We start from the raw sequence: 25,374 nt of genomic DNA on the forward strand, positions 1-25,374 counted from the left end.
GACGCCTCACTCTTTATCTGGTCAGTCCCTCCGGTATGCGACCATTCACCGCTGTTTGCAACCATTCCCCGGGGCTTATCCTAGGACTAATATTGATTTTACATCAGCATCATGGCCCGCACGACACATCTGCCTTCTGGATTTGGCCGGGCTAAACGCCTATGTTCGCAGTCAGATTTGCGCGTGAAGTGGAATGGAACGATGAAAAACGTCGAGATCGCTATCGTTGGTGCGGGACTTGCCGGCCAGATTGCCGCCATTGCCCTTGCGCGCTCGGGCCGCAGCGTCGCGCTGATTGCACCGAAAACCGACAAGGTGGACAAGCGCACCACGGCCCTGATGGACCAGTCCATCCGCTTTCTCGACCGCCTTGGCTTGTGGTCGAAGATCGAGCCTTCCGCCGCCAAGCTCTCCACCATGCAGATTATAGACGGGACCGACCGCCTGCTGCGCGCGCCGACCGTCGCGTTCCGCTCGTCCGAAATCGGCCTTCCCGCCTTTGGCTGGAACATGCCAAATGAGGCGCTGCTGAAGGCACTTGGCGAAGCGGTCTCGCAGGAAAACAACATCACCCTCATCGATGGCGTGGCCGAAACCATCGACATTGGCGAACATGACGCCACCATCACGCTTGATAATGGCGAGCAGATTTCCGCAAACTTCCTGATTGGCGCTGATGGTCGCAAATCCAAGGTGCGCGATGTCGCCAATATCGGCGTGCGCTCTTGGTCCTATCCGCAGACGGCGCTGGTTTTGAACTTCGCCCACACACGTCCGCATGGCAATGTCTCGACTGAGTTCCACACGCCGACTGGCCCCTTCACGCAGGTCCCGCTGAACGGCAACCGCTCCAGCCTTGTCTGGGTAGTGACGCCGGGACAGGCAGCTGACTTCGCCGCACTGCCGCTGGAGGAACTGAGCCAGCGTGTCGAAGCGCGCATGCAATCCATGCTCGGTTCCGTCACTGTTGAAGACGACGTGCAGACATGGCCGTTATCCAGCATGACGGCACACCGCTTCGGTAAGGGCCGCGTGGCGCTGATTGGCGAAGCAGGCCACGGCTTTCCGCCCATCGGTGCACAGGGCCTCAATCTCAGCCTGCGTGACATCATTGTCCTGACCGAATTGCTCGGCACCCTGACGGGCGGTCCCATTCCATCGGATGCCGGTGCGAAATTCGACCGCCGCCGCCGTGCCGATGTGGTGAGCCGCACCCTGAGCGTTGATCTGCTCAACCGCTCGCTTCTGTCAGGCTTCCTGCCGATGCAGGTGGCGCGTGCTGCCGGTCTCCATGTGCTGTCCAACGTCGCACCGTTGCGCGGTCTGGTCATGCGCGAAGGCATCGAGCCGGGTCGTGGGCTGAAGGCGCTGCCTTCGCTTCTGGTTGGCAGCCTCAGACGCTCATGGAACGGATGACGTAAAGCACCAGCGAAACGGTGAAAACCGAAAGCACGGTCGAGATCAGGATCGTAGCCGACGCCCGCTCCTGCCAGACCTGATATTGCTGACCGATAACGAACACGTTCGTCGCAGTCGGCAAAGCGGCCAGAAGCACCGCAGTCGAGACCCAGATCGGATCGAACGAACCGAACGACGATAGAATGGCGTAGGCCAGAAGCGGGTGCAGAAGAAGCTTGGCTGGAACGATATAGCTGATCTCCACCGGCACGCGCTTCAAGGGCCGCAAAGCCAGCGTTACCCCCATGGCAAACAGCGCGCAGGGTGCTGCCGATTGTGCCAGATAATCCACCAGTTGCTGCACCGGCTGCGGTGGTTGCCACGCGATGACAGCGGCCAGAAACCCGGCAATCACCGAGAGAATGAACGGATGCGTCAGCACCTTCTTCCCCACATCTCCCGCCAGCCTTAGCGGTGAACGCTTGTCTCCACCCGCCACCGCCATCAGCGCCGGTGCGGTGATGAAATGCATGGCATTCTCCAGACAAACGATCAGCGCCACCGGCACCGCAGCCCGCTCCCCGAAAGCCAGCAGCGCCAGCCCAGGCCCCATATAGCCGATATTGCCGTAGCTTCCCGCAAAGCTCTGGATCGTCACATCGGCCAGATTGTTGCGGCGGATGACATAACCAATCACGAACAGCAGACCGAAAATGCTGTAGGTCGCCAGCAGGCTAAGGCCCACGAAATCCATCCGCGCCAATTGCTCCACGGGCGTCTTGGCAACCAGCTTGAAGAACAGCGCGGGCAGAGCGGCATAGATGATGAAGGTGTTCAGCCAGCCCATCGCTTCGGCAGGCTGTCTGGTAACGCGCCCGACCAGAAAGCCGATGAAGATCAGCCCGAAAAACGGAAACAGCAATCCGGCGATGTCGGCCATGGCTCCCCCTCACCCAATGCGATGCCTGGGCGGATTTAGCCGATTTGCATGAGGATTGGAAAGCTTTCCTGAAACCAGATCGCCACATTGGTAATGAAACCAGACATGAAGGCGATGCCGGTGAGAATGAGAAGCACGCCCATGGCCTTTTCCACGACACCAAGATGGCGGCGGAAGCGGGTCAGAAAGCGCATGAAGCTTCCGGAGAAGGCAGCAGCAATCCAGAAGGGAATGGCAAGTCCCGCCGAATAGACGGCAAGCAGCATTGCGCCCTCACCCACGGTTTCGCGAGATGCGGCAACGCCCAGAATGGCACCCAGCACCGGCCCGATGCAGGGCGTCCAGCCGAAGGCAAAGGCAAGCCCCATGACGTAGGCCCCGGACAGCGTTGCAGGCTTACCACCGCTCTGAAACCGCGCCTCGCGCGAAAACAGGCCGATTCGGAACACGCCGAGAAAATTCAAGCCCATCAGAATGATGATGAAGCCGCCGATCTTGGCCAGAATATCGAGATTTTGGCGCAGCACCATGCCGATGCTGGATGCACCAGCACCCAGCGCCACGAAAACCGTCGCAAATCCCAGCGTGAAAAACAGCGCCGCCAGCATGACCGCTTTGCGCACCTGCGGCTTTGCCTCGTAACGCTCATCGCGAAACTGCTCGACTGAAATGCCCGCCATGTAGCAGAGATAAGGTGGCACCAGCGGCAGCACGCAAGGCGACAGGAAAGACAGGGCTCCCGCCAGAAGCGCTGTAAAAAGGGATATATCGGCGATGGACAAGGCAGGACTCCGCTACATTTCGAAACGCATTTAACGCCGCCAACCCCTTGCGACCAATCACCTTTTTGTATCAGCGACAAAAAAACGCGGGAAGGTGAAATATTCCTGTTTTTATGGGTTGACCGCAGACCTGCCCCTCCCTATGTTCCGCCCACTTCCGAAGGGCGCTTCGCCGCCAACTGGGACAAGCGCAATTCTGCCAATACGGCAACTGAACCGAAACACATGCTGTGTGTTGATACGTCAGTGAAACGCGCAGGACGAAAATGGTGAGAGAGGCTAGCTCAGCTGGTAGAGCAGCGCACTTTTAATGCGCGGGTCGTGGGTTCGAGTCCCACGCCTCTCACCAACAAATTCAATCATTTAAGACATCAGACTGAACCCACAAGCTCAAACAAGGCTTTCGGCTTGACGCCGATCTGATGCCTAGCGTGGCCGGATGGATTTTGGAACACGTTAAAAAGCGCCTGTTCCTGATGAAATCATGGTCCGTTTTTTCAACCTTTTCGCCCTTGTCATTGCGGTCGATATTCAGATGCTTCAGGCCAATGCGCTGATAAAACACATCATCACGCTTGCGATGCACAAGATGCTTCCAGTTATCGAGAAAATCCCTATACAAATCAGTGATCGGTAATTCATGTCGCCTGGGCGCATTTAAAATGACGTTTTCTCTGCAAACATTCGGACAACTTCAGCTCTTGGATACGGAGGGCAAAGCCGTCCCCTTTCCGGAGAAGGGTCTCTTGATCTTTGCCTATCTGCTGACAAGCCATGAAGGTTCTGCTCCTCGCACGGCGCTGGCACAGTTTTTATGGGGCGATGTAAATAAGGATGTTGCGCTCATCAATCTGCGCTCAACCATTTCAAGGATCAAATCACGGCAGGATGAACTTGGCGCAGAGTTTCTATCCTTCACGGGGAGTACGATCTCGCTTGGAAAGACGGCGGTTGCCTCCGATTTGTTGTCGCTTCACAACAAGGAATCTGAGGAACCCCTCATCTGGTTAGGGCGACTTGTTGCGCTTTTTAATCGGACATTTCTGGCTTCTGTTAACTGCCAAAGTCGCGAGTTTGACGTATGGCTGATTCAGCGTAAAATTTATCACAGCTCTCTTCTCAAGGGATTGGTGAAAGAAACGTCCCAATCAGCCATGACGCCCAAAGAAGAGGAGATCATCAAAAATGCCGCTATCCTCATCTTCCATACAGAACCGGAAAATCCGGACACACTCAAGTTCCTCGTACAGATATTCAACGCAGAGGAAGAAGTTGAGTATTTTCGGAAATACCTTGAGCAACGCAAACAGTCACTTTCACGAGGCGTGGGCCATCTAGGTGCCAATTCCGATAAGACTTCTTCGGAAACCGTTACGAAAACGGGCGCGTCTGAGCGGTTGTCCACATGGGACAGATCAGTACCCGACCCTCTCACCCAAACCGAAAAAACACTGAAAAGCGCCGTCCCTCGCCTCGCTTTGCTTCCTCCTACGAACCTCCATCGTGATCCGATGGTCGCCATGGTCGCATCCTCGTTAATCGAAGATATTACGATAGGGTTCTGCGCCCTGAATAGCCTTGAGATCATTGCGCCTCATACGGCAGTGAGAATAGGAAAAACATCGGAAGACAAGCCCGGGGTTTTTGAGCGCTATGACATAACCTATGTTCTGGAAACGCGTTTAAGCGGCGTGGATAATGACGATCTGTCCCTGTTCGTTCAGCTTACATATGTCAACAACTCGGAGATTGTGTGGGCAGAGCGCTATAAGCTCGAAAGCCTAAACCTGATAGACAGACGCCGAGACCTCTTGCGGCAAATTACAATTTCCGTGGCCGGACGAATCGAGAGCCATCAGATTACTCGTCCCTATTTCGAGCGGAGCGCCGCTGCCTATCACCGGTACCTTGTTGGCCGTCACTACCTCAATCGTCTGACCCTTCAAAACCTGCGCCGTTCGCGGAAAGAGCTGAGAGGGGCGTTACAGGAAGACGCAAATTTCGCGCCTGCTCTGAGCGCAATTGCACGCACCTATTCAAAGGAATGGCTTCTGACCGCACGCGGAGATATGGACCTTCTGGAGACCGCAGCAGAATACGCTACGCGTGCAATCGAGGCGCGGCGTGACTTCGCAGATGGATATCGCGAACTGGGTGTCACAAAGCTTCTCATGGGAGAAATTGAAGAAAGTGCGCAGACGTTGGAAGTGGCTGAAACACTTAGTCCCCACTATGCCGACATCATCGCCGACCATGCTGACACCTTGAATCATTTGTCGCGGCCTGATCTTGCTTTGCAAAAGCTTGAACGAGCGATGGAGCTTAATCCACTTGCCCCGGACTCTTATTTATGGACCGCAGCAGGAGCGAGCTATAGCCTCGGCAACTTCAACGATGCCCTCGGTTACATCGATAAAATGGTCGACGGCGAACTGGCGGACCGGCTCTCGGCAGCAAGCTGGGCAATGCTCGGAAACGAAAAGAAGTCGCGTTTCTTCGTGCAGCGGGCTCTTGAAGCAAACCCCCAATTTGATCTCGATACATGGCTGGCCGTCGTTCCTTTTAAGGAACAATGGCAAAAGAATATTTACCGCGAAGGTTTAAAGAAAGCAGGGTTTTAGTTCGTTCACAGAAAGGAAGTTATTGAAATGGCTAAAGTTGTTGTGATTGGTGTGGCCGGTGAGCAAGGTCTTTGGGTTGTGGATTTCGGCGCAGGAACTGTTGCGCAGCTAGAGGAACCTACGACCGGCAATTTGAAAAACGTTGTCGATCTGCGGGCAGCCGGAGCTTCGGTCATTAAGGGGGTTGATGTGGCTATTGCAGTGGAGTCCGCTGGCTCTGTCGCCGCTGGTCACATGGAAGGATAATCCAGTCAGCTACCGGGGTGAAGTGCTGTGGCGGCGGCTCTTCACCTCTTTTGCGGCTTGCTGAGTATAGCATCCTATGCCGTTTCACCTTTAAACGTCCCGCACGTCGATGGGGCTTTCCCAATCAGATGAAGCACTATGCAGCGTGTGTCGCCAATGCCCGATGAGGATAGCCGAAACGTCATCAAACTCTATCACAAACATGCCGAACTATGGGACGAGTTGCGAGGGCGCACGCTGATCGAGCGGCACTGGTTGGACCGCTTTCTCGACACCATACCCCTCCCAGCGCCAGATATTCTCGACATTGGATGTGGCTCTGGCGAACCTATCGACCGATATTTGATCGGTCGCGGGTGCCAGATAACCGGTATTGATGGCGCCGTTGCTCTGGTTGAACGCGCCAAAACGAGTTTTCCCGAACACACATGGATGAACGTCGATATGCGCAGGCTGCCATCGTTACAGCGCTACCACGGTATTATCGCATGGCACAGCTTTTTCCATCTGACACCCGAAGAGCAGCGGCCCATGTTCGAAGTGTTTGATCGCCTGAGCGTGTCTGGCGCGGCACTCCTCTTCACCAGCGGTACGACGCACGACGAATCGTTTGGGTCCTTCGCGGGACAGCCGCTTTATCATGGCAGTCTGGATAGCTCAGAGTATCGAGACCTACTGCACGCAAATGGATTTAGCGTGGTCCAGCATGCGGAAAACGATCCGAATTGCGGTGGCGCAACTGCGTGGCTTGCGAGAAAAGTGCGTTGAGGCCTTGGGCACTACACACGACGGCCTTCAGCCTGCCTCAAGCGCTCGCGCCAGCCTCTTCCCGCTGCTTGGCAAGAGCGGCCAAGTCTGCCGGTTTTAACTCGACGGACTCACCGCAGCCGCAGGCAGATGTCTGGTTCGGGTTGCTGAAGGTGAAGCCAGAGCGGAGTTTGGTGGTTTCGAAGTCCATCTGGGTGCCCAGCAGGTAAAGCACGGCGGAAGGCTCTACCCAGACCTTGGCGTCCTGGAACTCTACCAAATCGTCCTTGGCATCTGGCTCGGTCACAAGGTCGATGGTGTATTCCATGCCTGCGCAGCCGCCCTTCTTGATGCCGACGCGAAGGCCTTTTGCCTCTGGGCCGGAATTTGCGACGATTGCTTTGACGCGGGAGGCGGCGGCCTCGGTTACGGTCATAATGGCAAAGCCCATGGGCTCATTCTCCTTCGACAATCGGGTTCAAGGCCCGATGCTTCATGGTCTTGAATCTAGTCCTACCGCGACGCGGTATCAATAGGCACGTCCGTTAAAGACGCGGCAGTATCAATACCAGCCGACAGCGACCTGCGCTTCTTCCGACATACGCTCAGGCGTCCAAGGTGGGTCAAAGGTCATTTCAACAGTAACACCAGACACGCCTTCGACGGCGCCCACGGCATTCTCAACCCAACCCGGCATTTCACCGGCAACCGGGCAGCCGGGGGCGGTGAGCGTCATGGCGATCTTCACCATCCGGTCGTCTTCGACGTCGATTTTGTAGATCAGGCCGAGTTCAAAAATATCGGCTGGAATTTCAGGATCGTAGACGGTCTTCAAAGCCGCGATCACATCATCGCTGATGCGCGCCAGCTCATCCGGAGCGATGGCGGAAACCTTGGCCGGGGCCTCGGTAACGGCGTCTGTCTGTTCTGTGATGTCGGTCGTCATGATCCTGATCCTTCAGGCGAAAAAGTTGCGGGCGTAGTCCAGCGCTTCGGCCAGAGCGTCCACTTCCGCGCGCGTATTGTAGAGGCCGAACGATGCACGGCATGTGGAGGTGACGCCGAAGCGTTTCAAGAGCGGCATGGCGCAATGGGTGCCTGCGCGCACGGCAACGCCGCGCCTGTCGATCACCATCGAGACATCATGCGCGTGAATGCCCTCAAGCTCAAAGGAGAAAATTCCGCCCTTGCCCGGCGCGTTGCCGATGATGCGCAGCGAATTGATCTCACGCAGACGTTCAGCCGCATAAGCCGCCAGATCCGCCTCATGCGCCGCAATCGCAGCACGGCCGACGCCGTCCATATAATCCAGCGCGTAACCAAGACCGATGGCTTGCACGATGGGCGGTGTGCCCGCTTCGAAACGGTGCGGCGGCTCGTTATAGGTGATTTCGTCCTCGGACACGTCGAGGATCATCTCGCCGCCGCCCTGGAACGGGCGCATCTCCTTCAAGCGGTCGGCCTTGCCATAGAGCACGCCAATGCCCGACGGGCCATAAAGCTTGTGGCCAGTCATCACATACCAGTCACAATCGATATCGCGCACATCGACCGGCATGTGAACCGCAGCCTGACTGCCATCGACCAGCACCGGAATGCCGCGCTCATGCGCGATGCGGCAAATCTCTTTGACGGGAACGACCGTGCCCAGCGCATTCGACATATGGGTGATGGCGACGAGCTTGGTCTTTTCGGTCAGGCTCTTTTCGAAATCCTCGACGTGGAAAGCGCCCTCATCATCCACCGGCACCCAGACGAGCTTGGCACCCTGCCGCTCGCGGATGAAATGCCATGGAACGATGTTGGAATGGTGCTCCATGATCGACAGAACGATCTCGTCGCCCTCGCCAATCTTGGGCATACCGTAGCCATAAGCCACCGTATTGATGGCCTCCGTCGAGGATTTGGTGAAGACGATCTCATCCACCGAACCGGCATTCAGGAAACGACGCACCTTTTCGCGCGACGCCTCGTATGCATCGGTTGCGGCATTGGAGAGAAAATGCAGGCCACGATGCACGTTTGCATATTCATTCGAATAGGCATTCGAGATGGCATCGATGACGACCTGCGGCTTTTGCGCGGACGCGCCGTTGTCCAGATAGACCAGCGGCTTGCCATAGACCTCGCGCGAAAGGATCGGAAAATCCTTCCGCACGGCTTCGACGTCATAAGGGGCGGCCACAGCGGCGCGTTCGCGATCAGGCATGGTGTTCCAGCCAGCTGGCGATGATATCTTCCAGCGCTTCTACCAGCTGCTCGTCTTCCAGCTCTTCGATGATCTCATCGACAAAAGCGTTGACCAGCATGGCCCGCGCCTTTGCCCGTGGCACGCCGCGCGCCATGAGGTAATAGAGATGGTTGTCGCTGATATCGGCAACAGTCGCACCATGGCCGCACTGAACGTCATCTGCAAAGATTTCAAGCTCGGGCTTAGCCGAAAACTCGCCATCGTCAGACATCAGCAGCGTGTTGCAGGCCATTTTGGCATCGGTCTTCTGGGCATCGGGCGCAACCCGGATCATGCCCTGGAAGATCCCCTTGGCGCGGTCGAACACCACGTTGCGGAAGACTTCCGTGGAGCTGGTGTTCGGCACGTTGTGGCCGAGAACCATAGTCACATCAGTATGCGTTTCGCCACCCAGCAGGTTGACGCCGCGGATGGAAAGATCAGAATTCTCACCCTGAACATCGACACGCAGTTCCTGCCGCACCAGCTTGCCACCGGCATTGATGACGAACAGACGCAGCTTGGCATCCGCGCCCATGACGATCCGCAACTGCCCGAGATGCGTATCGGCTGCACCCTGTTGCTGGAGAATGACGTAGGTCGCTTCCGCGCCGTCCTGAACCTCGATCTCGCTGACCGAAGAAACAAGAGCGGCCTCAGATGTCACCGACAGGTGACGCTCGATGACGGTTGCCTTGGAGCCCTTGCCGAAGCGAACCGGGAAGCGGGTGTGAACCTGCCCTGCCCCGTGAATGGCCTGAAGTTCCAGCGGCTGCTCGAGATCGGCTTCATCGGGAACGACGACAGAGACGCCATCGCGCACGAAGCTGCCGTTGATACGGCCAATCGTATCATCCTTGCTGGCGGCAACGAGAGCTGCGGCAGCGGTGCCATCGGAAAGGCTTTCCGCGTAGCTTTCGATCTGGAAGCCTTCAATCTGCGCATCGATTGCTTTGCCGTGCATGACATAGGCGACAGGCGCACCGGCCACGAGGCCCGCGCGCTTTTCGATGACAGGAGCAGGCGCATCTTCAGGCAGGCCGCGCAGCAGCGTCTTCAGGTCGGTATAGTGCCAGGCTTCGATACGGCGTGTCGGAAGACCGGCGGTCTTCAAATCGTCGAACAGCACATCGCGCGCGGCAACGACATTGCCATCACCCGGCAGTTCGCTGAACTTGGCGGTAAAGGCCTCAACCAGCGCCAATTCCGCTGGCGTCTGCCGGTTTGTGGTTTGCATGTTCATCACATCACCTTTCCCAGCCAATCAGGCTGCTTCACCGATGATGTCGGCATAACCGTTGGATTCCAGATCGAGCGCGAGGCTCTTGTCACCGGAACGGATGATCTTGCCCTTGTAGAGAACGTGAACACTGTCAGGCACGATGTAATCCAGCAGGCGCTGGTAGTGGGTGATGACGATGGTAGCGCGGTCCGGGGACTTCAGCGCGTTGACGCCATCGGCAACGATCTTCAGCGCATCGATGTCGAGACCAGAGTCGGTTTCGTCAAGCACGCAAAGCTTCGGCTCCAGCAGCGCCATCTGCAGAATTTCAGCGCGCTTCTTCTCACCGCCGGAAAAACCGACGTTGAGCGGACGCTTCAGCATGTCCATGTCGATCTTCAGATCGCCAGCGGCTTCCTTCACCTTCTTGATGAAGTCAGGCGTGGAAAGCTCGGCCTCGCCGCGCGCCTTGCGCTGCTCGTTCATCGCAACTTTCAGGAACTGCATGGTGGCAACGCCGGGAATTTCGACCGGGTACTGGAAAGCCAGAAAAATGCCCTTGGCCGCACGCTCGGCAGCGTCCAGTTCCAGAATGCTTTCGCCGTTATAGAGAATGTCACCGGAGGTGACTTCATAATCTTCGCGGCCCGACAGAATGTAGGACAGCGTAGACTTGCCAGAGCCATTCGGCCCCATGATAGCCGCCACTTCCCCAGCCGCAACCTTCAGGTTCAAGCCCTTGATGATCTCGGTTTCAGTGTCGGCGATCTTTGCGTGCAGGTCGATAATTTCAAGCATTTTCAACGTCCCTTCAATCAACAATTGGCGATTTATTATCAAACCAAATGTGTTTCATTCTTTCCAAAAACTGCGGGTTAGCTATCGAGTAACCTGAAGCATCTCCAACCACCGCATCGATTCCGCACATTGGACACATTGCACTGAAGCACTTTTCGTCATGCGTCTCGTGAATCCACTCCAGAACCTTGGCAGAGGAATAAATTTCGAGACAATGAAAGCACACAGCTAACGCACTCCGTTGCAACTCTTCACGATTGCAAGTGCTATGGCGGTGCGCAGCGACTATGTCCTGCGCATCACTCATCAACCAACGCTTCCCTCAAGCGAAATCCCGATCAGCTTCTGCGCCTCAACCGCAAATTCCATCGGCAGCTGCTGGATCACATCCTTCACGAAGCCGTTGACGATCAGCGCGATGGCTGACTCCTCGGGAATGCCGCGTTGCAGGCAGTAGAACAGCTGGTCCTCGGAAATCTTTGATGTCGTTGCTTCATGCTCGAACTGGCAGGACGAGTTCTTCGCTTCGATGTAGGGCACGGTATGCGCACCACACTTGTCGCCGATCAGAAGGCTGTCGCACTGCGTAAAGTTGCGCGTATTGGTCGCCTTGCGGTGGGCCGAGACCTGGCCGCGATAGACGTTTTCCGAGAAACCGGCGGCGATGCCCTTGGCGATGATGCGGCTCGACGTGTTCTTGCCGAGGTGGATCATCTTGGTGCCGCTGTCGATCTGCTGATGACCGTTGGACACGGCAATCGAGTAGAACTCGCCACGGCTATCGTCACCGCGCAGAATGCAGGATGGGTATTTCCATGTAATCGCAGAGCCGGTTTCCACCTGCGTCCACGAAATCTTGGAGCGGTGACCACGGCAATCGCCGCGCTTGGTCACGAAGTTGTAGATGCCGCCCTTGCCGTCCTTGTCGCCGGGATACCAGTTCTGGACGGTCGAATATTTGATTTCAGCATCATCCAGAGCCACAAGCTCGACCACGGCAGCATGAAGCTGGTTCTCGTCGCGCTGCGGCGCCGTGCAGCCTTCGAGATAGGACACGTAAGCGCCCTCTTCCGCAATGATCAGCGTGCGTTCGAACTGGCCGGTGTTCTTCTCGTTGATACGGAAATAGGTGGACAGTTCCATCGGGCAACGAACGCCCTTCGGCACGAACACGAAAGAACCGTCGGTAAATACAGCCGAGTTCAGCGTCGCATAATAATTGTCCGTCGTTGGAACGACCGAGCCGATATATTTCTTCACCAGCTCAGGATATTCGCGAATAGCTTCCGAGATCGACATGAAAATCACGCCGGCCTTCATCAGCTCTTTCTTGAAGGTGGTGACAACCGAAACCGAGTCGAACACGGCATCCACGGCCACGCGACGGTTTTCGACGCCAGCCAGAATTTCCTGTTCCATCAGCGGAATGCCGAGCTTTTCGTAAACCTTCAGCAGCTCAGGATCGACATCCTCAAGCGATTTCGGGCCGGGCGTGCTCTTGGGTGCCGCGTAATAATAGAGATCGTTAAAATCGATCTTGGGATAATTGACGCGCGCCCATGTGGGCTCTTCCATCGTCAACCAGCGCTGGTAAGCCTCAAGACGCCATGCCAGCATCCATTCCGGCTCTTCCTTCTTGGCGGAAATGAAACGGATGACCTCTTCGGACAGACCTTTCGGAGCCTTGTCCACTTCGATCTCGGTTTCAAAACCGTATTTGTACTGGTCCACATCGATCTGGCGGACCTGATCGATCGTTTCCTGAACCGCTGCCATAGTCGTTCTCCAATCTCGCCGGATCCAAGGTCCGGTGGCTTGTCAACGTATCAAGACGGCATACCCGCCTTCATTCGTGTCGAGCGCAACTTTTTCGTTACGCCTTATTTAGTGTTCGGATGGCGCTTTTCACACTCTCCGGCAAGCGGAAATTTGACTTTCCGCAATTGTTTTTGGCTCTACGCCGCCTGCCCGACCAGCTTTCGCCGCCCGGCAATCCTGGCAAAAGCCGCGATAGCCTTGTCGATATCGGCCTCAGTCGTTGCCGCGCCCAGCGAAATGCGCAGCGCACCCAGCTTCGGATCGTGCCCCATGGCCGTCAGCACATGGCTCTCGCCCACCTTACCGGAAGAGCATGCGGACCCAGCGGATAACGCCACGCCTTCGATATCGAAAGCAATCTGCCCTGTCTCGGATTTCAGACCCGGCAGAGTGAAAAAGGTCGTGTTGCAGACCCGCGCAGCGTTGGCGCCGTGAATGATCACATCGGGTGCCGCCGCGCGCATTGCATCTTCCAGAGTGACACGCAGGCCATTCAGGCGCGCAGCTTCCGCATCGAGATTTTTCAAGGCTTCGACGGCAGCGGTCCCGAACCCGATAATAGCAGACGTATTTTCAGTACCGGAGCGATGCCCCTTTTCCTGCCCGCCGCCATGGATCAAAGGCTTCGGCATCATCACTTCCCCGCGGGAAATCAAAGCACCCATGCCCTTGGGACCGCCGATCTTGTGGGAGGAGACAACAAGGAAATCAGCGCCGAGCGCTTCGATATCAACTGCAACACGGCCAACAGCCTGAACGGCATCGACAACCAGCAAACCGCCAGCGGCATGAACCAGACGCGCCGCTTCCGCAACTGGCTGGATGATACCGGTCTCGTTATTGACCAGCATCAGCGCGACCATCGGAAGACCCTTGGCGGCATCATGCGATACCAGCGCAGCCTTGAGCGCGGCAAGATCAACAACGCCTTCAGTTGTAACGGCGATTTCGCTGACATCAGCCTTGTCGAACCGACCGCCTTCACGAATGGCCGGGTGCTCGATGGCCGAAACGTAAAGATGACTGATGGAAAGTGCGGAACGCCCCATCTTATAGGCGGGCGAAAGCACCAGATTGGCAGCTTCCGTCGCACCACTGGTGAAGATCACATGCGACGCCTGCGCGCCGGTCAGCGCTGCCACATCACGGCGCGCGGATTCGATAGCGGCGCGAACGGTGCGACCTTCCTTATGGACGGAAGACGGGTTGCCAGAAAGGTCAAGAGCCGAGATAAGCGCATCCCGAACGGCGGGCAGCAAAGGTGCTGTCGCGTTCCAGTCGAGATATGTGCGCGTCGTGGTGCTCATGGAGAAACTGTCTGTCTAACCTGTGATTGATGCGCCAAAGCGCATTTTCCTTGAAATTTCCGTCGTGCTTGCCTTATGACACGTCCAACAGTGCAGACAGCACACGAAGTTTCGAATAGTTCTAAACTGGGTTTTAGAAAAGCTGACCTTCCGCGTCAAGTCTTCTTGCGCATGGAAAAGGGTCAGAAACAGAAAAACACGACCGGAGTACATATGCCCGAAGTCATTTTCAACGGCCCCGCGGGTCGCCTCGAAGGCCGTTACCAGCCGTCCAAGGAAAAAAGCGCGCCGATTGCCATCATCCTGCATCCGCACCCGCAGTTCGGTGGCACGATGAACAACCAGATCGTCTACCAGCTTTTCTATCTCTTCCAGAAGCGTGGCTTCACCACATTGCGCTTCAACTTCCGCTCCATCGGTCGCAGCCAGGGCGAGTTCGATCACGGCGCTGGCGAACTCTCGGACGCGGCATCTGCGCTGGACTGGGTGCAGAGCCTGCACCCGGATTCGAAGAGCTGTTGGGTCGCAGGTTATTCCTTCGGCGCCTGGATCGGCATGCAGCTTCTGATGCGCCGCCCGGAAATCGAAGGCTTCATGTCGATTGCACCACAGCCCAACACCTACGACTTCTCCTTCCTCGCCCCCTGCCCGTCCTCCGGCCTCATCATCAATGGTGACGCGGACAAGGTCGCGCCTGAGAAGGACGTCAACGGTCTGGTGGAAAAGCTGAAGACCCAGAAGGGCATCCTCATCACCCACCGCACCGTCCCCGGCGCAAACCACTTCTTCAACGGACAGGTGGATACGCTAATGGGCGAATGCGAGGATTATCTGGACCGCCGCCTGAATGGCGAGCTGGTGCCGGAGCCTGCGGCAAAGCGTATTCGTTAACGCGGCATCTAATGGCGGCGGGTGCGGCTTACCCCCCTCTGCCCTGCCGGGCATCTCCCCCTCAGGTGGGGAGATCGACTCGTGGCAACCTCTTGCCCATCTCGACCGCTTTGGAAGAGGTTGGCGCTTACGTTGGTACTTGAACGGTGAGCGTGCCCCCAGCCAATCTCCCCACCTGAGGGGGAGATGCCCGGCAGGGCAGAGGGGGGTAAGCGACACCCGCTGTCACACAACATGACCGCAATTCACACCCTCGCCAGCACCCCACCCGTCACCGGCTCCCGCACCCCCGTCGTGCCGGGATAGGTCAGCGGCAGACCTCTGAGCGACCGCACAGCCAAATACGCCCAGGCCTCCGCCTCCATCGCCCCACCATCGAAACCAGCGTCTTCTGCTGCGATGACCTTCGCCCCCAGCTTCGCTGCCTGCTCGGAAAACTCAGCCATAATCACCGGGTTCAGCCGCCCACCACCGCAAACGACATAGGTTCTGGCACCCTCCGGGAGATAGCTCGCAGACTTGAGAATGGCCGCACCGGTGAGATGCGCCAGCGTTCGCGCGCCATCCTCCAGCGAAACCTCGCCCTTGGCAGGCGGCAGGAAATCGGAGCGGTCCAGAGAGCGGCGGATGTTTGCAGAGAAGAACGGGCTTTCCATGTAGCGTAATACCAGTGACGGAACGACCTTGCCGCGAGCCGCAGTGGCGCCGCCCTTGTCATAGGCTTTGCCGGTATGTGCCTCAATCCATTGGTCGATCAGCATGTTGCCCGGGCCGCTATCGAAAGCCGCCAGCGTGCCACCCTCCCCGACAAAGGTGAGGTTGGAAATGCCGCCGATATTGACGAAAACCGCAGGCGTTTCGAATTGCGCGGGCAGATTGGCGGCGAGTGCCGCGTGGTAGACCGGGATCAGTGGCGCGCCCTGCCCGCCATGCACCATGTCATTGGCGCGCATATCATAGACCACATCGATGCGGGTCTCCTCGGCCAGCAGAGGTCCGTCGCCGATCTGCACCGTCAGGGCGTCATCCGGGCGATGAAGCACGGTCTGGCCGTGAAAGCCGACGACGTCGATGGCCTGCGCCCTCAATCCGTTCCGATGCAGGAATGATTTGACCGCAGCCGCATGTGCCAGCGTCAGCTTCCGCTCGGCCTCACCAAGATCATCGGGGCGCTCATCACGCTGGCGGATGGACTTGGCTGTGACCAGCGCCTTTTGCCATGTGGCGCGCAGTTGCTGATCATAGGGAAAATAGCCGCTCGGGCCGTGGTGCACGACGCTTTCTCCATCCGTGCGCAGAAGCGCAATATCGATGCCATCCATGGACGTTCCGCTCATCAGCCCTATCGCGGTTTTGACCTCGCCCATATCCGTTCTCCTGCCAGATGGAATCATCTCGTTACCGATTGCCGATATTCATGGCGCAAACGGGTGCACTTTTCAAAAAATGATGCTAAAGGCGCGGCATTCACTGGCATTTCAGTGAGCAGAAGACCCAACCAGAAAGAAAAAGGTTATGTCCAGGTTCAAGTCCGATTTCCTCCGCACGCTCGATGAGCGCGGCTTCATTCACCAGATCTCCGATGAGGCAGGTCTCGATGAACTCTTCGCCAAGGAAACCGTGACTGCGTATATTGGCTTCGATCCGACCGCGCCCAGCCTTCACGCTGGCGGTCTGATCCAGATCATGATGCTGCACTGGATGCAGAAAACCGGCCACCAGCCGATCTCTTTGATGGGCGGCGGCACCGGTATGGTCGGTGATCCCTCGTTCAAGGACGAAGCCCGGCAGCTGATGACGGTCGATACGATCGAAAGCAACATTGCCTCGATCAAGCGCGTCTTCTCGAACTACCTGAATTACGACGCCGCAACTGCGCCTGCGCTGATGATCAACAATGGCGACTGGCTGCGCGATATCAACTACCTAGAATTCCTGCGCGATGTAGGCCGTCACTTCTCGGTTAACCGCATGCTGTCCTTCGAAAGCGTCAAGACGCGACTGGAGCGCGAGCAGTCGCTGTCCTTCCTCGAATTCAACTACATGATCCTGCAGGCCTACGACTTCGTGGAGCTGAACAAGCGCACGGGCTGCCGGCTGCAAATGGGCGGTTCCGACCAGTGGGGCAACATCATCAATGGCATCGATCTCGGCCACCGCATGGGTACGCCGCAGCTCTACGCGCTGACCTCGCCGCTTCTGACGACCTCGTCGGGTGCTAAGATGGGCAAATCCGTCAACGGTGCCGTGTGGCTGAACCCGGATATGCTGTCTGCCTATGATTTCTGGCAGTACTGGCGCAACACGGAAGACGCTGATGTGTCCCGCTTCCTGAAGCTCTACACGACGCTGCCGATGGACGAGATTGCACGTCTTTCGGCTCTGGGTGGATCTGAAATCAACGAGGTCAAGAAAATCCTCGCGACCGAAATTACCGCCATGCTGCACGGTCGTGCCGCTGCCGAAGAGGCCGCAGAAACCGCCCGCAAGACCTTCGAAGAAGGTGCGCTGGCCGATAACCTGCCCTCCATCGAAGTGCCGAAGGGTGAGCTTGAGGCGGGCGTCGGTCTGCTATCGCTCATCGTCCGCGCCGGTCTTGCTGCCTCCAACGGTGAAGCCCGTCGTCACGTTCAGGGCGGTGCAGTGAAGATCAACGACCAGAGCATGTCCGATGAGCGTCAGGTCATTGGCGCTGGTGAAGTCACGGCAGATGGCGTGATCAAGCTATCGCTGGGCAAAAAGAAGCACATTCTCGTACGGCCTCTTTGAAAATAAGGCAGGGAGATAGCGCCCGCTTCTCCCTGCATTTCCTTGGAGGAGACAACCTCTCATCCGTCATGCTCGGGCTCGTCCCGAGCATCTAACGAACCCCAAGATCAAACGTGATCAGATCCTCGGGACAAGCCCGAGGATGACGTTGAGTGCGTGTAAACCGCTCTCGGTCAGTTTCTCAACTTATAGCCGGTCTTGAACATCCAGCCCACCACGCCAAGGCACACGGCCAGGAACAGCGTGATCATCGCAAGGCTGAGGATCGGGTTAACATCCGAAATCTCATAGAAACTCCAGCGGAAGCCGCTGATGAGATAAAGCACCGGATTGAAGTGGCTGACCGTCTGCCAGAATGGCGGCAGCATGTTGATGGAATAAAAGCTGCCACCGAGGAAGGTCAGCGGTGGAACGACCAGCATGGGAATGAGGTTGAGCTGCTCGAAATTCGAAGCCCATATGCCGATGATGAAGCCGAACAGGCTAAAACTGATGGCCGTCAGCACGAAGAACAGGATCATCATGAAGGGGTGGGCAATCGATATATCGACGAAGAAGGAGGCTGTGATGAGGATGATCGTGCCGATCATCAACCCTTTCGTCGCAGCAGCCCCTACATAGCCGATAACGATCTCGCTCATCGCCACAGGGGCGGATAGAATTTCGTAGATCGTACCGGTGAATTTCGGGAAATAAATTCCAAATGAGCCATTGCTGATACATTGCGTCAGCAAGGTCAGCATGATGAGGCCTGGCGTGATGAAGGCGCCATAAGAAACACCCTCCACCTGCTGAATGCGCGAGCCGATGGCCGTGCCGAACACGATGAAGTAAAGCGAGGTGGAGATGACCGGTGACACGACGCTTTGCAGAAGTGTGCGGCGCGTGCGGGCCATTTCGAACAGGTAGATGGATTTGATTGCCTCGAAGTTCATTTTTGACCTCCCACCAGCGCCACGAAAATGTCTTCGAGAGAACTTTGCCGCGTTGAAATATCCTTGAAGTGAATGCCAGCAGCAGACAGCGCTGCCAGCACGTCGGCGATCCGGCTCTGCTCGCCATTGCCTTCATATTCGTAGGTCAGGCAGTTGCCGTCTTCTGAGAGCGACAGCTGGAACTGTGAGAGACTGTCCGGCAAAGCCTTCACCGGCTCGGTCAATTCCAGCGAAAGCTGCTTGCGACCAAGCTTCTGCATCAGGGCCGTCTTGTCTTCCACCAATAGAAGCTCACCACCATTAATGACGCCAACGCGGTCGGCAATCTCTTCGGCCTCTTCGATATAATGGGTGGTCAAAATGATGGTGACGCCAGTGGCGCGAAGCTCTTCCACCACCTGCCACATATCACGACGCAGGGCGACATCGACGCCCGCCGTCGGCTCATCCAGAAACAGGATTTTCGGCTCGTGCGCCAGTGCCTTGGCAATCAGCACACGCCGCTTCATGCCGCCGGAGAGCTCGCGCAGCATGTTGTCCTTCTTGCTGAAGAGCGACAGCGATTTCAAAATGCGCTCGACCAGCTCCGGGTTCTTCTTCTGGCCATGCAGCCCGCGGGAGAAGGACACCGTGTTCCAGACGGTCTCGAACTGATCGGTCGTCAGTTCCTGCGGTACAAGGCCGATCAACTCGCGGGTCTTGCGAAATTCGCTGACCACATCATGCCCGCCGACCAGCACCCTGCCCTCGCCGGGATTGACCAGTCCGCAAATGATGGAAATCAGCGTCGTCTTGCCCGCGCCGTTGGGCCCGAGAAGCGCGAGGATTTCGCCTTGATAAATGTCGAGTGTAATACCCTTGAGAGCCTGAAAGCCGTTCGCGTAGGACTTGGTCAGGTTCTGGATGGAGACGATTGGAGTTATGGGGGAGTTCATAAGAAATCTTTCAACACAATCCTGCTGAGAAGGATATAGGTTCAAGATTGCTTAAAAGCCATCCCCGTAAGAAGATCATTCCATATGCTGGATGGTTTTGAGTAGACCAATCTCAGCTACAATGGCGATAGCCGGATTTGCGGGTGCGCAGATCGAAATGGAAGTGGTTCCAATGGTTTGGATCGCTTCCCGGCCCAAGTACCGTGGAGAAATATTTGCAGCTGTCGCTGCGCACGGCTTTCAAAAGACCCTTTTCACGGAAGGCGAAGAAGCTCTTCTTGCGCACATCGATTTCCTTGCCGTTCTTCAGCGTGATCGTGCCGATATCGATGGCGTTACCGCGCGCATGTTCCGACCATGGATTGCTGGAACGCGAATTCATCTTGCGGCAGGAATAACCGCCCATCGGCGTGATCCGCTCAACGCCAGAGAGATAGCGGAAGCGCGAAGACGGCACGAGTTCGAACTTCACCCATTTGGCAAAGGCAAGCGTGACCTGGCAGTTGAGTTTGACGGCAGGCCGGATGGCGACGCCGCTGGCAAGGCCTGAGAGTTCGAGGGGATAGTCGATGCCGCAGGTCGGGCCATCGGCTATGCGCGCGACATCGCGAAACGAAACGCCGAGCCTGCGCAGCTCCGAGCGGCAGGAGACTTCCGATTGCGGCATCATGCCCGGCGGGGAAGACATGCGGTTTTCCTGCATCGGGTTGTCAGGCATCAGCATGGCCACTTCCTGCACCGGCTGACGCTGGCGCTGGCCTTCACCGGGTGGCGGGACCAGGCGGGATTGATTGACAGGCTGTTGACGCTGTGCGGGTGCCGCCTGCATCCTGCTGCCCATCGGCTGGCTGGATGGGCTGGCGATATCCATATCCTGCTCTTCGGCAAGGCCACGCACGGGGCCGGAAACGCCCAGCCCGTCATCCATATTGACGCCGCCCTCGCCTTCGGCCATTTCGCTGGACATCTGCGGAGTTGCGCCACCCAAACGCGCCTGCTGCGCATCCAGCGTGGAATATTGCTGGCCGGGAGCCGCCTGCAACAAAGGATCGCGAGACGGCGTATGCTGCGGCATGGGCTGGGCGAGTCGTGCGTAATCGCTGGCGGGCTGGTTCTGAACCCCTGCCCCCGCAGGAACGCTGTAATTCTGCTGCTGAGAGGAGCGGATGGAGCTGACGCGTGTCGCGCCGTCGACTTCTGCGGGAGGAACAAGGCTCTCCGCAGAACACGACACGATCACCGTGGACATCATCAACAACGTCACAAAACGACGCGGAAGGGAAACATACGCCATACCAGAACCTGTACCTTCAGCGGCCGCAACGCGCGGCAATTGAAGGAAATTCTAAACAAATTTGGTAAACGAAGTCTTTGCGCCGCAGCCGAGAAAGTCAGTGGCAAAGGCTTGGGTGCGCAAAAGCCGGACAACATCGACGTTGCCCGGCTTGTAAGCGCATGAAGAATGGGTCGCTACATCACAGCTGGAATTTGAAGGTGATGACGTATTCGGTGGGTCTGCCACGGTCCCGCGTGCGGGACACTTCGAGTGTCACCTCTTCCATTTTATGTTCCAGCCTTTCGGTGACCTTGCCGCCGGTCGTATCTTCGCGGTGGAAGGAAGTTGGGCCGTAACCCAGACCCAGCCTGCGGGTCTGCGCGTTGTCCATGTAGGTCTTGCCAATCGAACCGTAGAGATCGCCATTGCGAACGGTCGCATCGAAACCGCGTTGCGTCTGCTCCTGAAAGACGCTTGCTGAGAGCGATCTGTCCAGATCCCGCACGGTTGACCCAGCGCTGAACCGGGTGAATCGGCTTCCATCATGCTCGACGGAAACATTGCTCTTCATTTCAAAATCTGGGTCACCGCTGGAGTGATATCCATTCGCAATGCGGTTGTTGTAGTTGAAGATATAGCGTTCGCTACGGGCATTGTACTGGAAGCCATAGGTCGAATTGCCGTTGCGCATCTGCACGCCGAGGGCTGGCTCCGTTCCCAAAATCGGGGAGACATTGCTGGCAAAATTGAACAACGGTGCTGTGACGCGATCAAACTGTGCATTGCTGAGTTCGAATGGCTTGCCGCTGCGATCAAAGCCGCCGACAGCCAGGCAGGGACGCTGGTCGATGACGCTTTTGAGGGCAAAGACCGTGCAGCCATCCGAGGTCATACCCGCGATTGCCGCATGCACCGAGTTGCGAAGCGTATAGCTGCCGCAGCAGGAATAGGGATCAGAGTCGAAACTGGCCTCCCCTGTGTAACCGGTAAAGATAATGCCGCTCGCACCGCTGGACTTGCCGGCACCGGAAAAATGCGGGCCACTCTTCAGCGGAAACAGTTTGAACTGGTCGTCTTGAGCCATGGCTTTGGAACCGGTCAGTTCCGATAGCGGTGATGCCATTCCCTGTCTCCTTATTCAGAAACGCAATCAAACAAAGAAAGACAAAACTAATGCGAGTGAAAATAGGGCGAAATTAAAGCCATGAGATGAAATCTAGCCAGACCCATAAAGCCAGTGAACGGTAGCTCACAGAATACTCGCGCAAAACATGAGAATGCAGACTTGCTTCGAACGCCGCGAAAGGAAGCGTTAATCATAGGGCCGTAACGTTATGGGACAGAGCTACGAATGAAGGGGCGACCCATGGCCAAGCCGAGCTTCCACTTTACCCATTATGATCTGAAGGAGTTGCGCGCTGGCGCGATCATCGAGGTATCGTTGAATGCCATCAACAATGTGCGGCTGATGAATTCGGGCAATTACCAGCGCTTTACCGAAATGCTGGATTTCAAGTATCTGGGTGGTGTAGCCAAGAAATCCCCTATTCGCGTGACGATCCCCGAGACATCGCACTGGCATCTGGTGGTGGATTGTGAAGGGCATGCGGCACTGGCGGAATCATCCGTCAAAATGCTGCCGCCCCATACGGCCATGCTTGCCCGCAAAGCATCCTGAGCAGGCTCACAGGCTATTTCGCGTTTCGTTCGCGCCGAAGCTTCGCCCACCAATCGAGCCGCTTTCGGATATCCCGCTCGAAGCCACGATCCGGCGGATCGTAAAACGTCGTGCGACCCATCTTCTCCGGGAAATAATCCTGACCTGAAAAGGCATCCGGCTCATCGTGATCGTAACGATAACCATCGCCGTAAGCTTCGCTCTTCATCAGCTTGGTCGGGGCGTTGAGAATATGCTTGGGCGGCAGCAGGGAGCCGTTTTCCTTGGCCGCCCGCATCGCCGCTTTGAATGCGGTATAGACGGCATTGGATTTGGGTGCCGTCGCCAGATAAACGCAGGCCTGCGCCAGCGCCAGCTCCCCTTCGGGCGATCCCAGATAGTCGTAGGCATCCTTGGCCGCATTGCAGATGACCAGCGCCTGCGGGTCGGCAAGGCCGATATCTTCCACCGCCATGCGCACCAGACGCCGCCCGAGATAGAGCGGGTCTTCGCCCGCATCCATCATGCGCGCCAGATAATAGAGCGCGGCATCCGGATCGGAGCCGCGCACAGACTTATGCAGCGCGGAGATGAGATTGTAGTGCCCGTCCTGCGCCTTGTCGTAGACTGGCGCGCGGCGCTGGACGATATGCGTCAAGCCTTCCGTATCGAAAATCTCGTCCTTGCGGACAGCGCGCCAGACCTCTTCCGCCAGCGTCAGCACCGCGCGACCGTCACCATCCGCCATGCGGATCAGCGAGGCGCGTGCATCGTCGGTCAGCGGCAGCGGCTTTTCCTCGACGCTTTCGGCGCGTTTCAGAAGCTCGGCAAGGCTGTCTTCGTCATGGGACTTGAACGTCAGCACCCGTGCGCGCGACAGCAGAGCGGCGTTGAGTTCGAAGGATGGATTTTCGGTCGTCGCACCAACGAGGATGATGGTGCCGTCTTCCATGACTGGTAGGAAACTATCCTGCTGGGCTCGGTTGAAGCGGTGTATTTCGTCTACGAACAGCAAAGTCTGCCGTCCGTTCATGCGGCGGGTGCGGGCGCCCTCGAAGACTTTCTTGAGATCGGCGACGCCGGAGAAGATGGCCGAGATTTGCTCGAAGGCCAACCCAGCCTCGCCCGACAGCAGCCGGGCAACGGTGGTCTTGCCCGTGCCGGGCGGGCCCCAGAAAATCATGGAGCCCAAAGAGCCGCTTTCGATCATGCGGCGTAACACGCCCTCTTCGCCCGTCAGATGCGACTGTCCGGTCACCTCGGCAAGCGTGGTTGGACGCAGCCGGTCTGCCAAAGGCCGCCGGTTGGCGACCTCCGTTGGTATCTGTGGGGCGAAGAGATCGCCGCTCATCGCAGGAATTGCCGGATGCGCTGACCGTCGCGAATGATTTCCAGACGCCAGAAGCCGGGATTGTCCTCCAGTGCCTTCTCGACATTGGCCGTGGACGTCATGTCAGCGCCGTTCAGCGACACGATGATGTCCTTAGGCTGGAAGCCGACGCGGGCGGCTGGCGAATTGCGCTTCACATCCATGATGACAACACCCGTCGTGGTGGTCGGCATGCGCAGCTCATCCGCAAGCTTGGGCGACAGATTGGCAACTGTCGCTCCAGCGAAAGGATTGCGACCTTCCAGCAGGCGTTCATCACGCGGAGCCGTTTCCGGCGCGGTATCGAGCGCGATTGTGACCGTTTTTTCCTTGCCCTTGTCGATCAGGGTGATCTTGGCCGATTTGCCGATGCCTGCTGTCGTTAGGCGATAGCCCAGGGCGTCGGGGTGCTCGACTTCGATGCCATTGACCGCCGTCACCACCTGCCCCGGCTCGATGCCGGCCTTTTCAGCCGGTCCATCCTTCACGACGCTGACGACCAGCGCGCCGCGGGCACGCTTAAGGCCAAGCGCCTCGGCGACTTCCGAGGTCACAGGATCAAAGGTTGCGCCGACATAAGGCCGCTGGAAGCTGGTATCGCCCTTTTCGGCAGCAGCGAGGAACACGCGCACCAGATTGGCCGGAATGGCAAAGCCGATGCCGTTGGAGCCACCGCCACGCGAGAAGATGGCCGTATTGATGCCGATCAGCTCACCCGCCATGTTCATCAATGCGCCGCCGGAGTTGCCGGGGTTGATGGAGGCATCAGTCTGGATGAAGAAGCCGAAATCGCCCTGCGTGACCTGGTTACGCGCCAGCGCCGAGACGATACCGCTCGTCACCGTCTGCCCCACACCGAAGGGGTTGCCGATGGCCAACACAAGATCGCCGACCTCTGTCTTATCCGAATCACCAAGCGACAGAACGGGGAATTCTTCCTTGGCATCGATCTGCAACACGGCGAGATCAATACGGTCATCCTTCAGGAGCACCTTGGATGAAAACTCGCGGCCATCGGCCAGAGCCACCTTGATATCGTCGGCACCATCGATGACGTGATTGTTCGTCACCACGAGACCGCTGCCTGTAACGATGACACCGGAACCGAGCGAGGACTGCTTTTCCGTGCGGTTGGGTAGTTGCTGCCCGAAGAACTGCTCGAAGAACGGGTCACCGGCAAAGGGCGAGCCCCGTTTCTGCACCATGCGCTCTGCATAGACATTCACGACCGCACCAGCCGTGCGCTTCACCAGCGGCGCAAAAGAAAGCTGCATTTCCGCCGTGCTTGCAGGCACGGTCTTATTGTCCTGCGCCCGCACGGGTACAGGCATGACCAGCATCGTCGCCAGAAGGCCGGTGGTCAGATACTTCAACATGCTTGGCATGTGATTCCTCATCCTCATCAATATGATGGAGTTATAACGCCTCAGCGT

The 25,374-nt window shown here is 57.3% G+C and carries 25 protein-coding genes and 1 tRNA gene; 9 read left to right on the forward strand and 17 right to left on the reverse strand.

The window, feature by feature from the left end; translation table 11 throughout:
• The first annotated feature begins 201 nt into the window (after positions 1–201).
• Positions 202–1,416 (forward strand): UbiH/UbiF family hydroxylase, encoded by a 1,215-nt coding sequence (locus AC27VJ_RS11355; protein ID WP_488684110.1) that lies wholly within the window; start codon positions 202–204, stop codon positions 1,414–1,416.
• Here the strand turns inward: AC27VJ_RS11355 and AC27VJ_RS11360 are convergent.
• Entirely contained in the window at positions 1,394–2,338 is a 945-nt protein-coding gene (locus tag AC27VJ_RS11360) for an AEC family transporter (protein WP_488684111.1), read from the reverse strand. The genes AC27VJ_RS11355 and AC27VJ_RS11360 overlap by 23 nt on opposite strands.
• Positions 2,339–2,373: 35 nt before the next feature.
• Entirely contained in the window at positions 2,374–3,120 is a 747-nt protein-coding gene (locus AC27VJ_RS11365; protein ID WP_353575970.1) for a cytochrome c biogenesis CcdA family protein, read from the reverse strand.
• A 273-nt stretch (positions 3,121–3,393) separates the two neighbouring features.
• Here AC27VJ_RS11365 and AC27VJ_RS11370 point away from each other — a divergent pair.
• From AC27VJ_RS11370 to AC27VJ_RS11390, 5 genes are all read left to right on the forward strand, one after another.
• Positions 3,394–3,469 (forward strand) — tRNA-Lys (locus AC27VJ_RS11370).
• 135 nt (positions 3,470–3,604) lie between these two features.
• Positions 3,605–3,757, forward strand: a complete 153-nt coding sequence (locus tag AC27VJ_RS11375; RefSeq protein WP_488684112.1) for a hypothetical protein — start codon at positions 3,605–3,607, stop codon at positions 3,755–3,757.
• 25 nt (positions 3,758–3,782) lie between these two features.
• Positions 3,783–5,741, forward strand: a complete 1,959-nt coding sequence (locus AC27VJ_RS11380) for an AfsR/SARP family transcriptional regulator (protein ID WP_488684113.1) — start codon at positions 3,783–3,785, stop codon at positions 5,739–5,741.
• Positions 5,742–5,768: 27 nt separating this feature from the next.
• Positions 5,769–5,987, forward strand: coding sequence for a hypothetical protein (locus AC27VJ_RS11385; RefSeq protein ID WP_488684114.1), 219 nt, complete (start codon positions 5,769–5,771; stop codon positions 5,985–5,987).
• 138 nt (positions 5,988–6,125) lie between these two features.
• A complete protein-coding gene (locus AC27VJ_RS11390) occupies positions 6,126–6,755 on the forward strand; it encodes a class I SAM-dependent DNA methyltransferase (protein WP_488684115.1) in 630 nt (209 codons plus the stop codon).
• Between the two features lie 37 nt (positions 6,756–6,792).
• Here AC27VJ_RS11390 and sufA read toward each other — a convergent pair whose 3' ends face one another.
• The 8 genes from sufA to AC27VJ_RS11430 all read right to left on the reverse strand — a co-directional run bounded on the left by sufA (position 6,793) and on the right by AC27VJ_RS11430 (position 14,109).
• On the reverse strand, positions 6,793–7,185 hold the full coding sequence (gene sufA / locus AC27VJ_RS11395; RefSeq protein ID WP_488684116.1) for a Fe-S cluster assembly scaffold SufA: 393 nt from the start codon (positions 7,183–7,185) through the stop codon (positions 6,793–6,795).
• A 111-nt stretch (positions 7,186–7,296) separates the two neighbouring features.
• Positions 7,297–7,680, reverse strand: a complete 384-nt coding sequence (locus AC27VJ_RS11400) for an SUF system Fe-S cluster assembly protein (RefSeq protein WP_353575972.1) — start codon at positions 7,678–7,680, stop codon at positions 7,297–7,299.
• Positions 7,681–7,692: 12 nt separating this feature from the next.
• A complete protein-coding gene (locus AC27VJ_RS11405; RefSeq protein ID WP_488684117.1) occupies positions 7,693–8,943 on the reverse strand; it encodes a cysteine desulfurase in 1,251 nt (416 codons plus the stop codon).
• Entirely contained in the window at positions 8,936–10,207 is a 1,272-nt protein-coding gene (gene sufD, locus AC27VJ_RS11410) for a Fe-S cluster assembly protein SufD (RefSeq protein WP_488684118.1), read from the reverse strand. The genes AC27VJ_RS11405 and sufD overlap by 8 nt, the downstream gene beginning before the upstream one ends.
• Positions 10,208–10,228: 21 nt before the next feature.
• Positions 10,229–10,984, reverse strand: coding sequence for a Fe-S cluster assembly ATPase SufC (gene sufC, locus AC27VJ_RS11415; protein ID WP_353575976.1), 756 nt, complete (start codon positions 10,982–10,984; stop codon positions 10,229–10,231).
• Between the two features lie 13 nt (positions 10,985–10,997).
• The gene (locus tag AC27VJ_RS11420) at positions 10,998–11,291 is read right to left on the reverse strand and encodes a cytoplasmic protein (protein WP_488684119.1); all 294 of its coding nucleotides are present in this window, start codon (positions 11,289–11,291) and stop codon (positions 10,998–11,000) included.
• Positions 11,291–12,760, reverse strand: coding sequence for a Fe-S cluster assembly protein SufB (sufB, locus tag AC27VJ_RS11425; protein ID WP_488684120.1), 1,470 nt, complete (start codon positions 12,758–12,760; stop codon positions 11,291–11,293). Before sufB ends, AC27VJ_RS11420 begins: the two co-directional genes overlap by 1 nt.
• Positions 12,761–12,939: 179 nt before the next feature.
• Positions 12,940–14,109: a cysteine desulfurase family protein gene (locus tag AC27VJ_RS11430; protein WP_488684121.1), complete on the reverse strand. Its 1,170-nt coding sequence runs from the start codon at positions 14,107–14,109 to the stop codon at positions 12,940–12,942.
• Positions 14,110–14,322: 213 nt separating this feature from the next.
• Between AC27VJ_RS11430 and AC27VJ_RS11435 the strand changes: the two genes are divergently transcribed.
• Complete coding sequence (locus tag AC27VJ_RS11435; RefSeq protein WP_062449413.1) at positions 14,323–15,000, forward strand: alpha/beta hydrolase; 678 nt, start codon at positions 14,323–14,325, stop codon at positions 14,998–15,000.
• 245 nt (positions 15,001–15,245) lie between these two features.
• Here AC27VJ_RS11435 and AC27VJ_RS11440 read toward each other — a convergent pair whose 3' ends face one another.
• The gene (locus AC27VJ_RS11440; protein ID WP_488684122.1) at positions 15,246–16,367 is read right to left on the reverse strand and encodes an anhydro-N-acetylmuramic acid kinase; all 1,122 of its coding nucleotides are present in this window, start codon (positions 16,365–16,367) and stop codon (positions 15,246–15,248) included.
• Positions 16,368–16,515: 148 nt separating this feature from the next.
• Here AC27VJ_RS11440 and tyrS point away from each other — a divergent pair, with 148 nt between their 5' ends.
• Positions 16,516–17,769 (forward strand): tyrosine--tRNA ligase, encoded by a 1,254-nt coding sequence (gene tyrS, locus AC27VJ_RS11445; RefSeq protein ID WP_488684123.1) that lies wholly within the window; start codon positions 16,516–16,518, stop codon positions 17,767–17,769.
• A gap of 173 nt (positions 17,770–17,942) precedes the next feature.
• On the opposite strand, the gene AC27VJ_RS11450 is transcribed toward tyrS, so the two are convergent.
• The 4 genes from AC27VJ_RS11450 to AC27VJ_RS11465 form a co-directional block, all read right to left on the reverse strand.
• The gene (locus tag AC27VJ_RS11450; RefSeq protein ID WP_113087753.1) at positions 17,943–18,704 is read right to left on the reverse strand and encodes an ABC transporter permease; all 762 of its coding nucleotides are present in this window, start codon (positions 18,702–18,704) and stop codon (positions 17,943–17,945) included.
• A complete protein-coding gene (locus tag AC27VJ_RS11455) occupies positions 18,701–19,627 on the reverse strand; it encodes an ABC transporter ATP-binding protein (protein WP_488684339.1) in 927 nt (308 codons plus the stop codon). Before AC27VJ_RS11455 ends, AC27VJ_RS11450 begins: the two co-directional genes overlap by 4 nt.
• A 124-nt stretch (positions 19,628–19,751) precedes the next feature.
• Entirely contained in the window at positions 19,752–20,933 is a 1,182-nt protein-coding gene (locus tag AC27VJ_RS11460; RefSeq protein WP_488684124.1) for an extensin-like domain-containing protein, read from the reverse strand.
• Positions 20,934–21,114: 181 nt separating this feature from the next.
• Positions 21,115–22,038 carry a hypothetical protein gene (locus AC27VJ_RS11465; RefSeq protein ID WP_488684125.1) on the reverse strand — a complete coding sequence of 308 codons (924 nt, stop codon included), beginning with the start codon at positions 22,036–22,038 and terminating at the stop codon, positions 21,115–21,117.
• A 243-nt stretch (positions 22,039–22,281) separates the two neighbouring features.
• Between AC27VJ_RS11465 and AC27VJ_RS11470 the strand changes: the two genes are divergently transcribed.
• On the forward strand, positions 22,282–22,593 hold the full coding sequence (locus AC27VJ_RS11470) for a DUF1883 domain-containing protein (RefSeq protein WP_113087755.1): 312 nt from the start codon (positions 22,282–22,284) through the stop codon (positions 22,591–22,593).
• A gap of 13 nt (positions 22,594–22,606) precedes the next feature.
• On the opposite strand, the gene AC27VJ_RS11475 is transcribed toward AC27VJ_RS11470, so the two are convergent.
• A complete protein-coding gene (locus tag AC27VJ_RS11475) occupies positions 22,607–23,923 on the reverse strand; it encodes a replication-associated recombination protein A (protein WP_353579250.1) in 1,317 nt (438 codons plus the stop codon).
• A complete protein-coding gene (locus AC27VJ_RS11480; protein WP_488684126.1) occupies positions 23,920–25,326 on the reverse strand; it encodes a DegQ family serine endoprotease in 1,407 nt (468 codons plus the stop codon). The genes AC27VJ_RS11475 and AC27VJ_RS11480 overlap by 4 nt, the downstream gene beginning before the upstream one ends.
• Positions 25,327–25,374 lie beyond the last annotated feature (48 nt).

The sequence above is a fragment of the Agrobacterium sp. 20P9.1.2 genome (genome assembly GCF_057799395.1).

Bases quoted from the DNA above. Each gene is read 5' to 3' on its own strand.
- AC27VJ_RS11355 (WP_488684110.1), top strand. From the start codon at position 202: ATGAAAAACGTCGAGATCGCTATCGTTGGTGCGGGACTTGCCGGCCAG.
- AC27VJ_RS11360 (WP_488684111.1), bottom strand. From the start codon at position 2,338: ATGGCCGACATCGCCGGATTGCTGTTTCCGTTTTTCGGGCTGATCTTC.
- AC27VJ_RS11375 (WP_488684112.1), top strand. From the start codon at position 3,605: ATGGTCCGTTTTTTCAACCTTTTCGCCCTTGTCATTGCGGTCGATATT.
- AC27VJ_RS11380 (WP_488684113.1), top strand. From the start codon at position 3,783: ATGACGTTTTCTCTGCAAACATTCGGACAACTTCAGCTCTTGGATACG.
- AC27VJ_RS11385 (WP_488684114.1), top strand. From the start codon at position 5,769: ATGGCTAAAGTTGTTGTGATTGGTGTGGCCGGTGAGCAAGGTCTTTGG.
- AC27VJ_RS11390 (WP_488684115.1), top strand. From the start codon at position 6,126: ATGCAGCGTGTGTCGCCAATGCCCGATGAGGATAGCCGAAACGTCATC.
- sufA (WP_488684116.1), bottom strand. From the start codon at position 7,185: ATGGGCTTTGCCATTATGACCGTAACCGAGGCCGCCGCCTCCCGCGTC.
- AC27VJ_RS11400 (WP_353575972.1), bottom strand. From the start codon at position 7,680: ATGACGACCGACATCACAGAACAGACAGACGCCGTTACCGAGGCCCCG.
- AC27VJ_RS11405 (WP_488684117.1), bottom strand. From the start codon at position 8,943: ATGCCTGATCGCGAACGCGCCGCTGTGGCCGCCCCTTATGACGTCGAA.
- sufD (WP_488684118.1), bottom strand. From the start codon at position 10,207: ATGAACATGCAAACCACAAACCGGCAGACGCCAGCGGAATTGGCGCTG.
- sufC (WP_353575976.1), bottom strand. From the start codon at position 10,984: ATGCTTGAAATTATCGACCTGCACGCAAAGATCGCCGACACTGAAACC.
- AC27VJ_RS11420 (WP_488684119.1), bottom strand. From the start codon at position 11,291: ATGAGTGATGCGCAGGACATAGTCGCTGCGCACCGCCATAGCACTTGC.
- sufB (WP_488684120.1), bottom strand. From the start codon at position 12,760: ATGGCAGCGGTTCAGGAAACGATCGATCAGGTCCGCCAGATCGATGTG.
- AC27VJ_RS11430 (WP_488684121.1), bottom strand. From the start codon at position 14,109: ATGAGCACCACGACGCGCACATATCTCGACTGGAACGCGACAGCACCT.
- AC27VJ_RS11435 (WP_062449413.1), top strand. From the start codon at position 14,323: ATGCCCGAAGTCATTTTCAACGGCCCCGCGGGTCGCCTCGAAGGCCGT.
- AC27VJ_RS11440 (WP_488684122.1), bottom strand. From the start codon at position 16,367: ATGGGCGAGGTCAAAACCGCGATAGGGCTGATGAGCGGAACGTCCATG.
- tyrS (WP_488684123.1), top strand. From the start codon at position 16,516: ATGTCCAGGTTCAAGTCCGATTTCCTCCGCACGCTCGATGAGCGCGGC.
- AC27VJ_RS11450 (WP_113087753.1), bottom strand. From the start codon at position 18,704: ATGAACTTCGAGGCAATCAAATCCATCTACCTGTTCGAAATGGCCCGC.
- AC27VJ_RS11460 (WP_488684124.1), bottom strand. From the start codon at position 20,933: ATGGCGTATGTTTCCCTTCCGCGTCGTTTTGTGACGTTGTTGATGATG.
- AC27VJ_RS11465 (WP_488684125.1), bottom strand. From the start codon at position 22,038: ATGGCATCACCGCTATCGGAACTGACCGGTTCCAAAGCCATGGCTCAA.
- AC27VJ_RS11470 (WP_113087755.1), top strand. From the start codon at position 22,282: ATGGCCAAGCCGAGCTTCCACTTTACCCATTATGATCTGAAGGAGTTG.
- AC27VJ_RS11475 (WP_353579250.1), bottom strand. From the start codon at position 23,923: ATGAGCGGCGATCTCTTCGCCCCACAGATACCAACGGAGGTCGCCAAC.
- AC27VJ_RS11480 (WP_488684126.1), bottom strand. From the start codon at position 25,326: ATGCCAAGCATGTTGAAGTATCTGACCACCGGCCTTCTGGCGACGATG.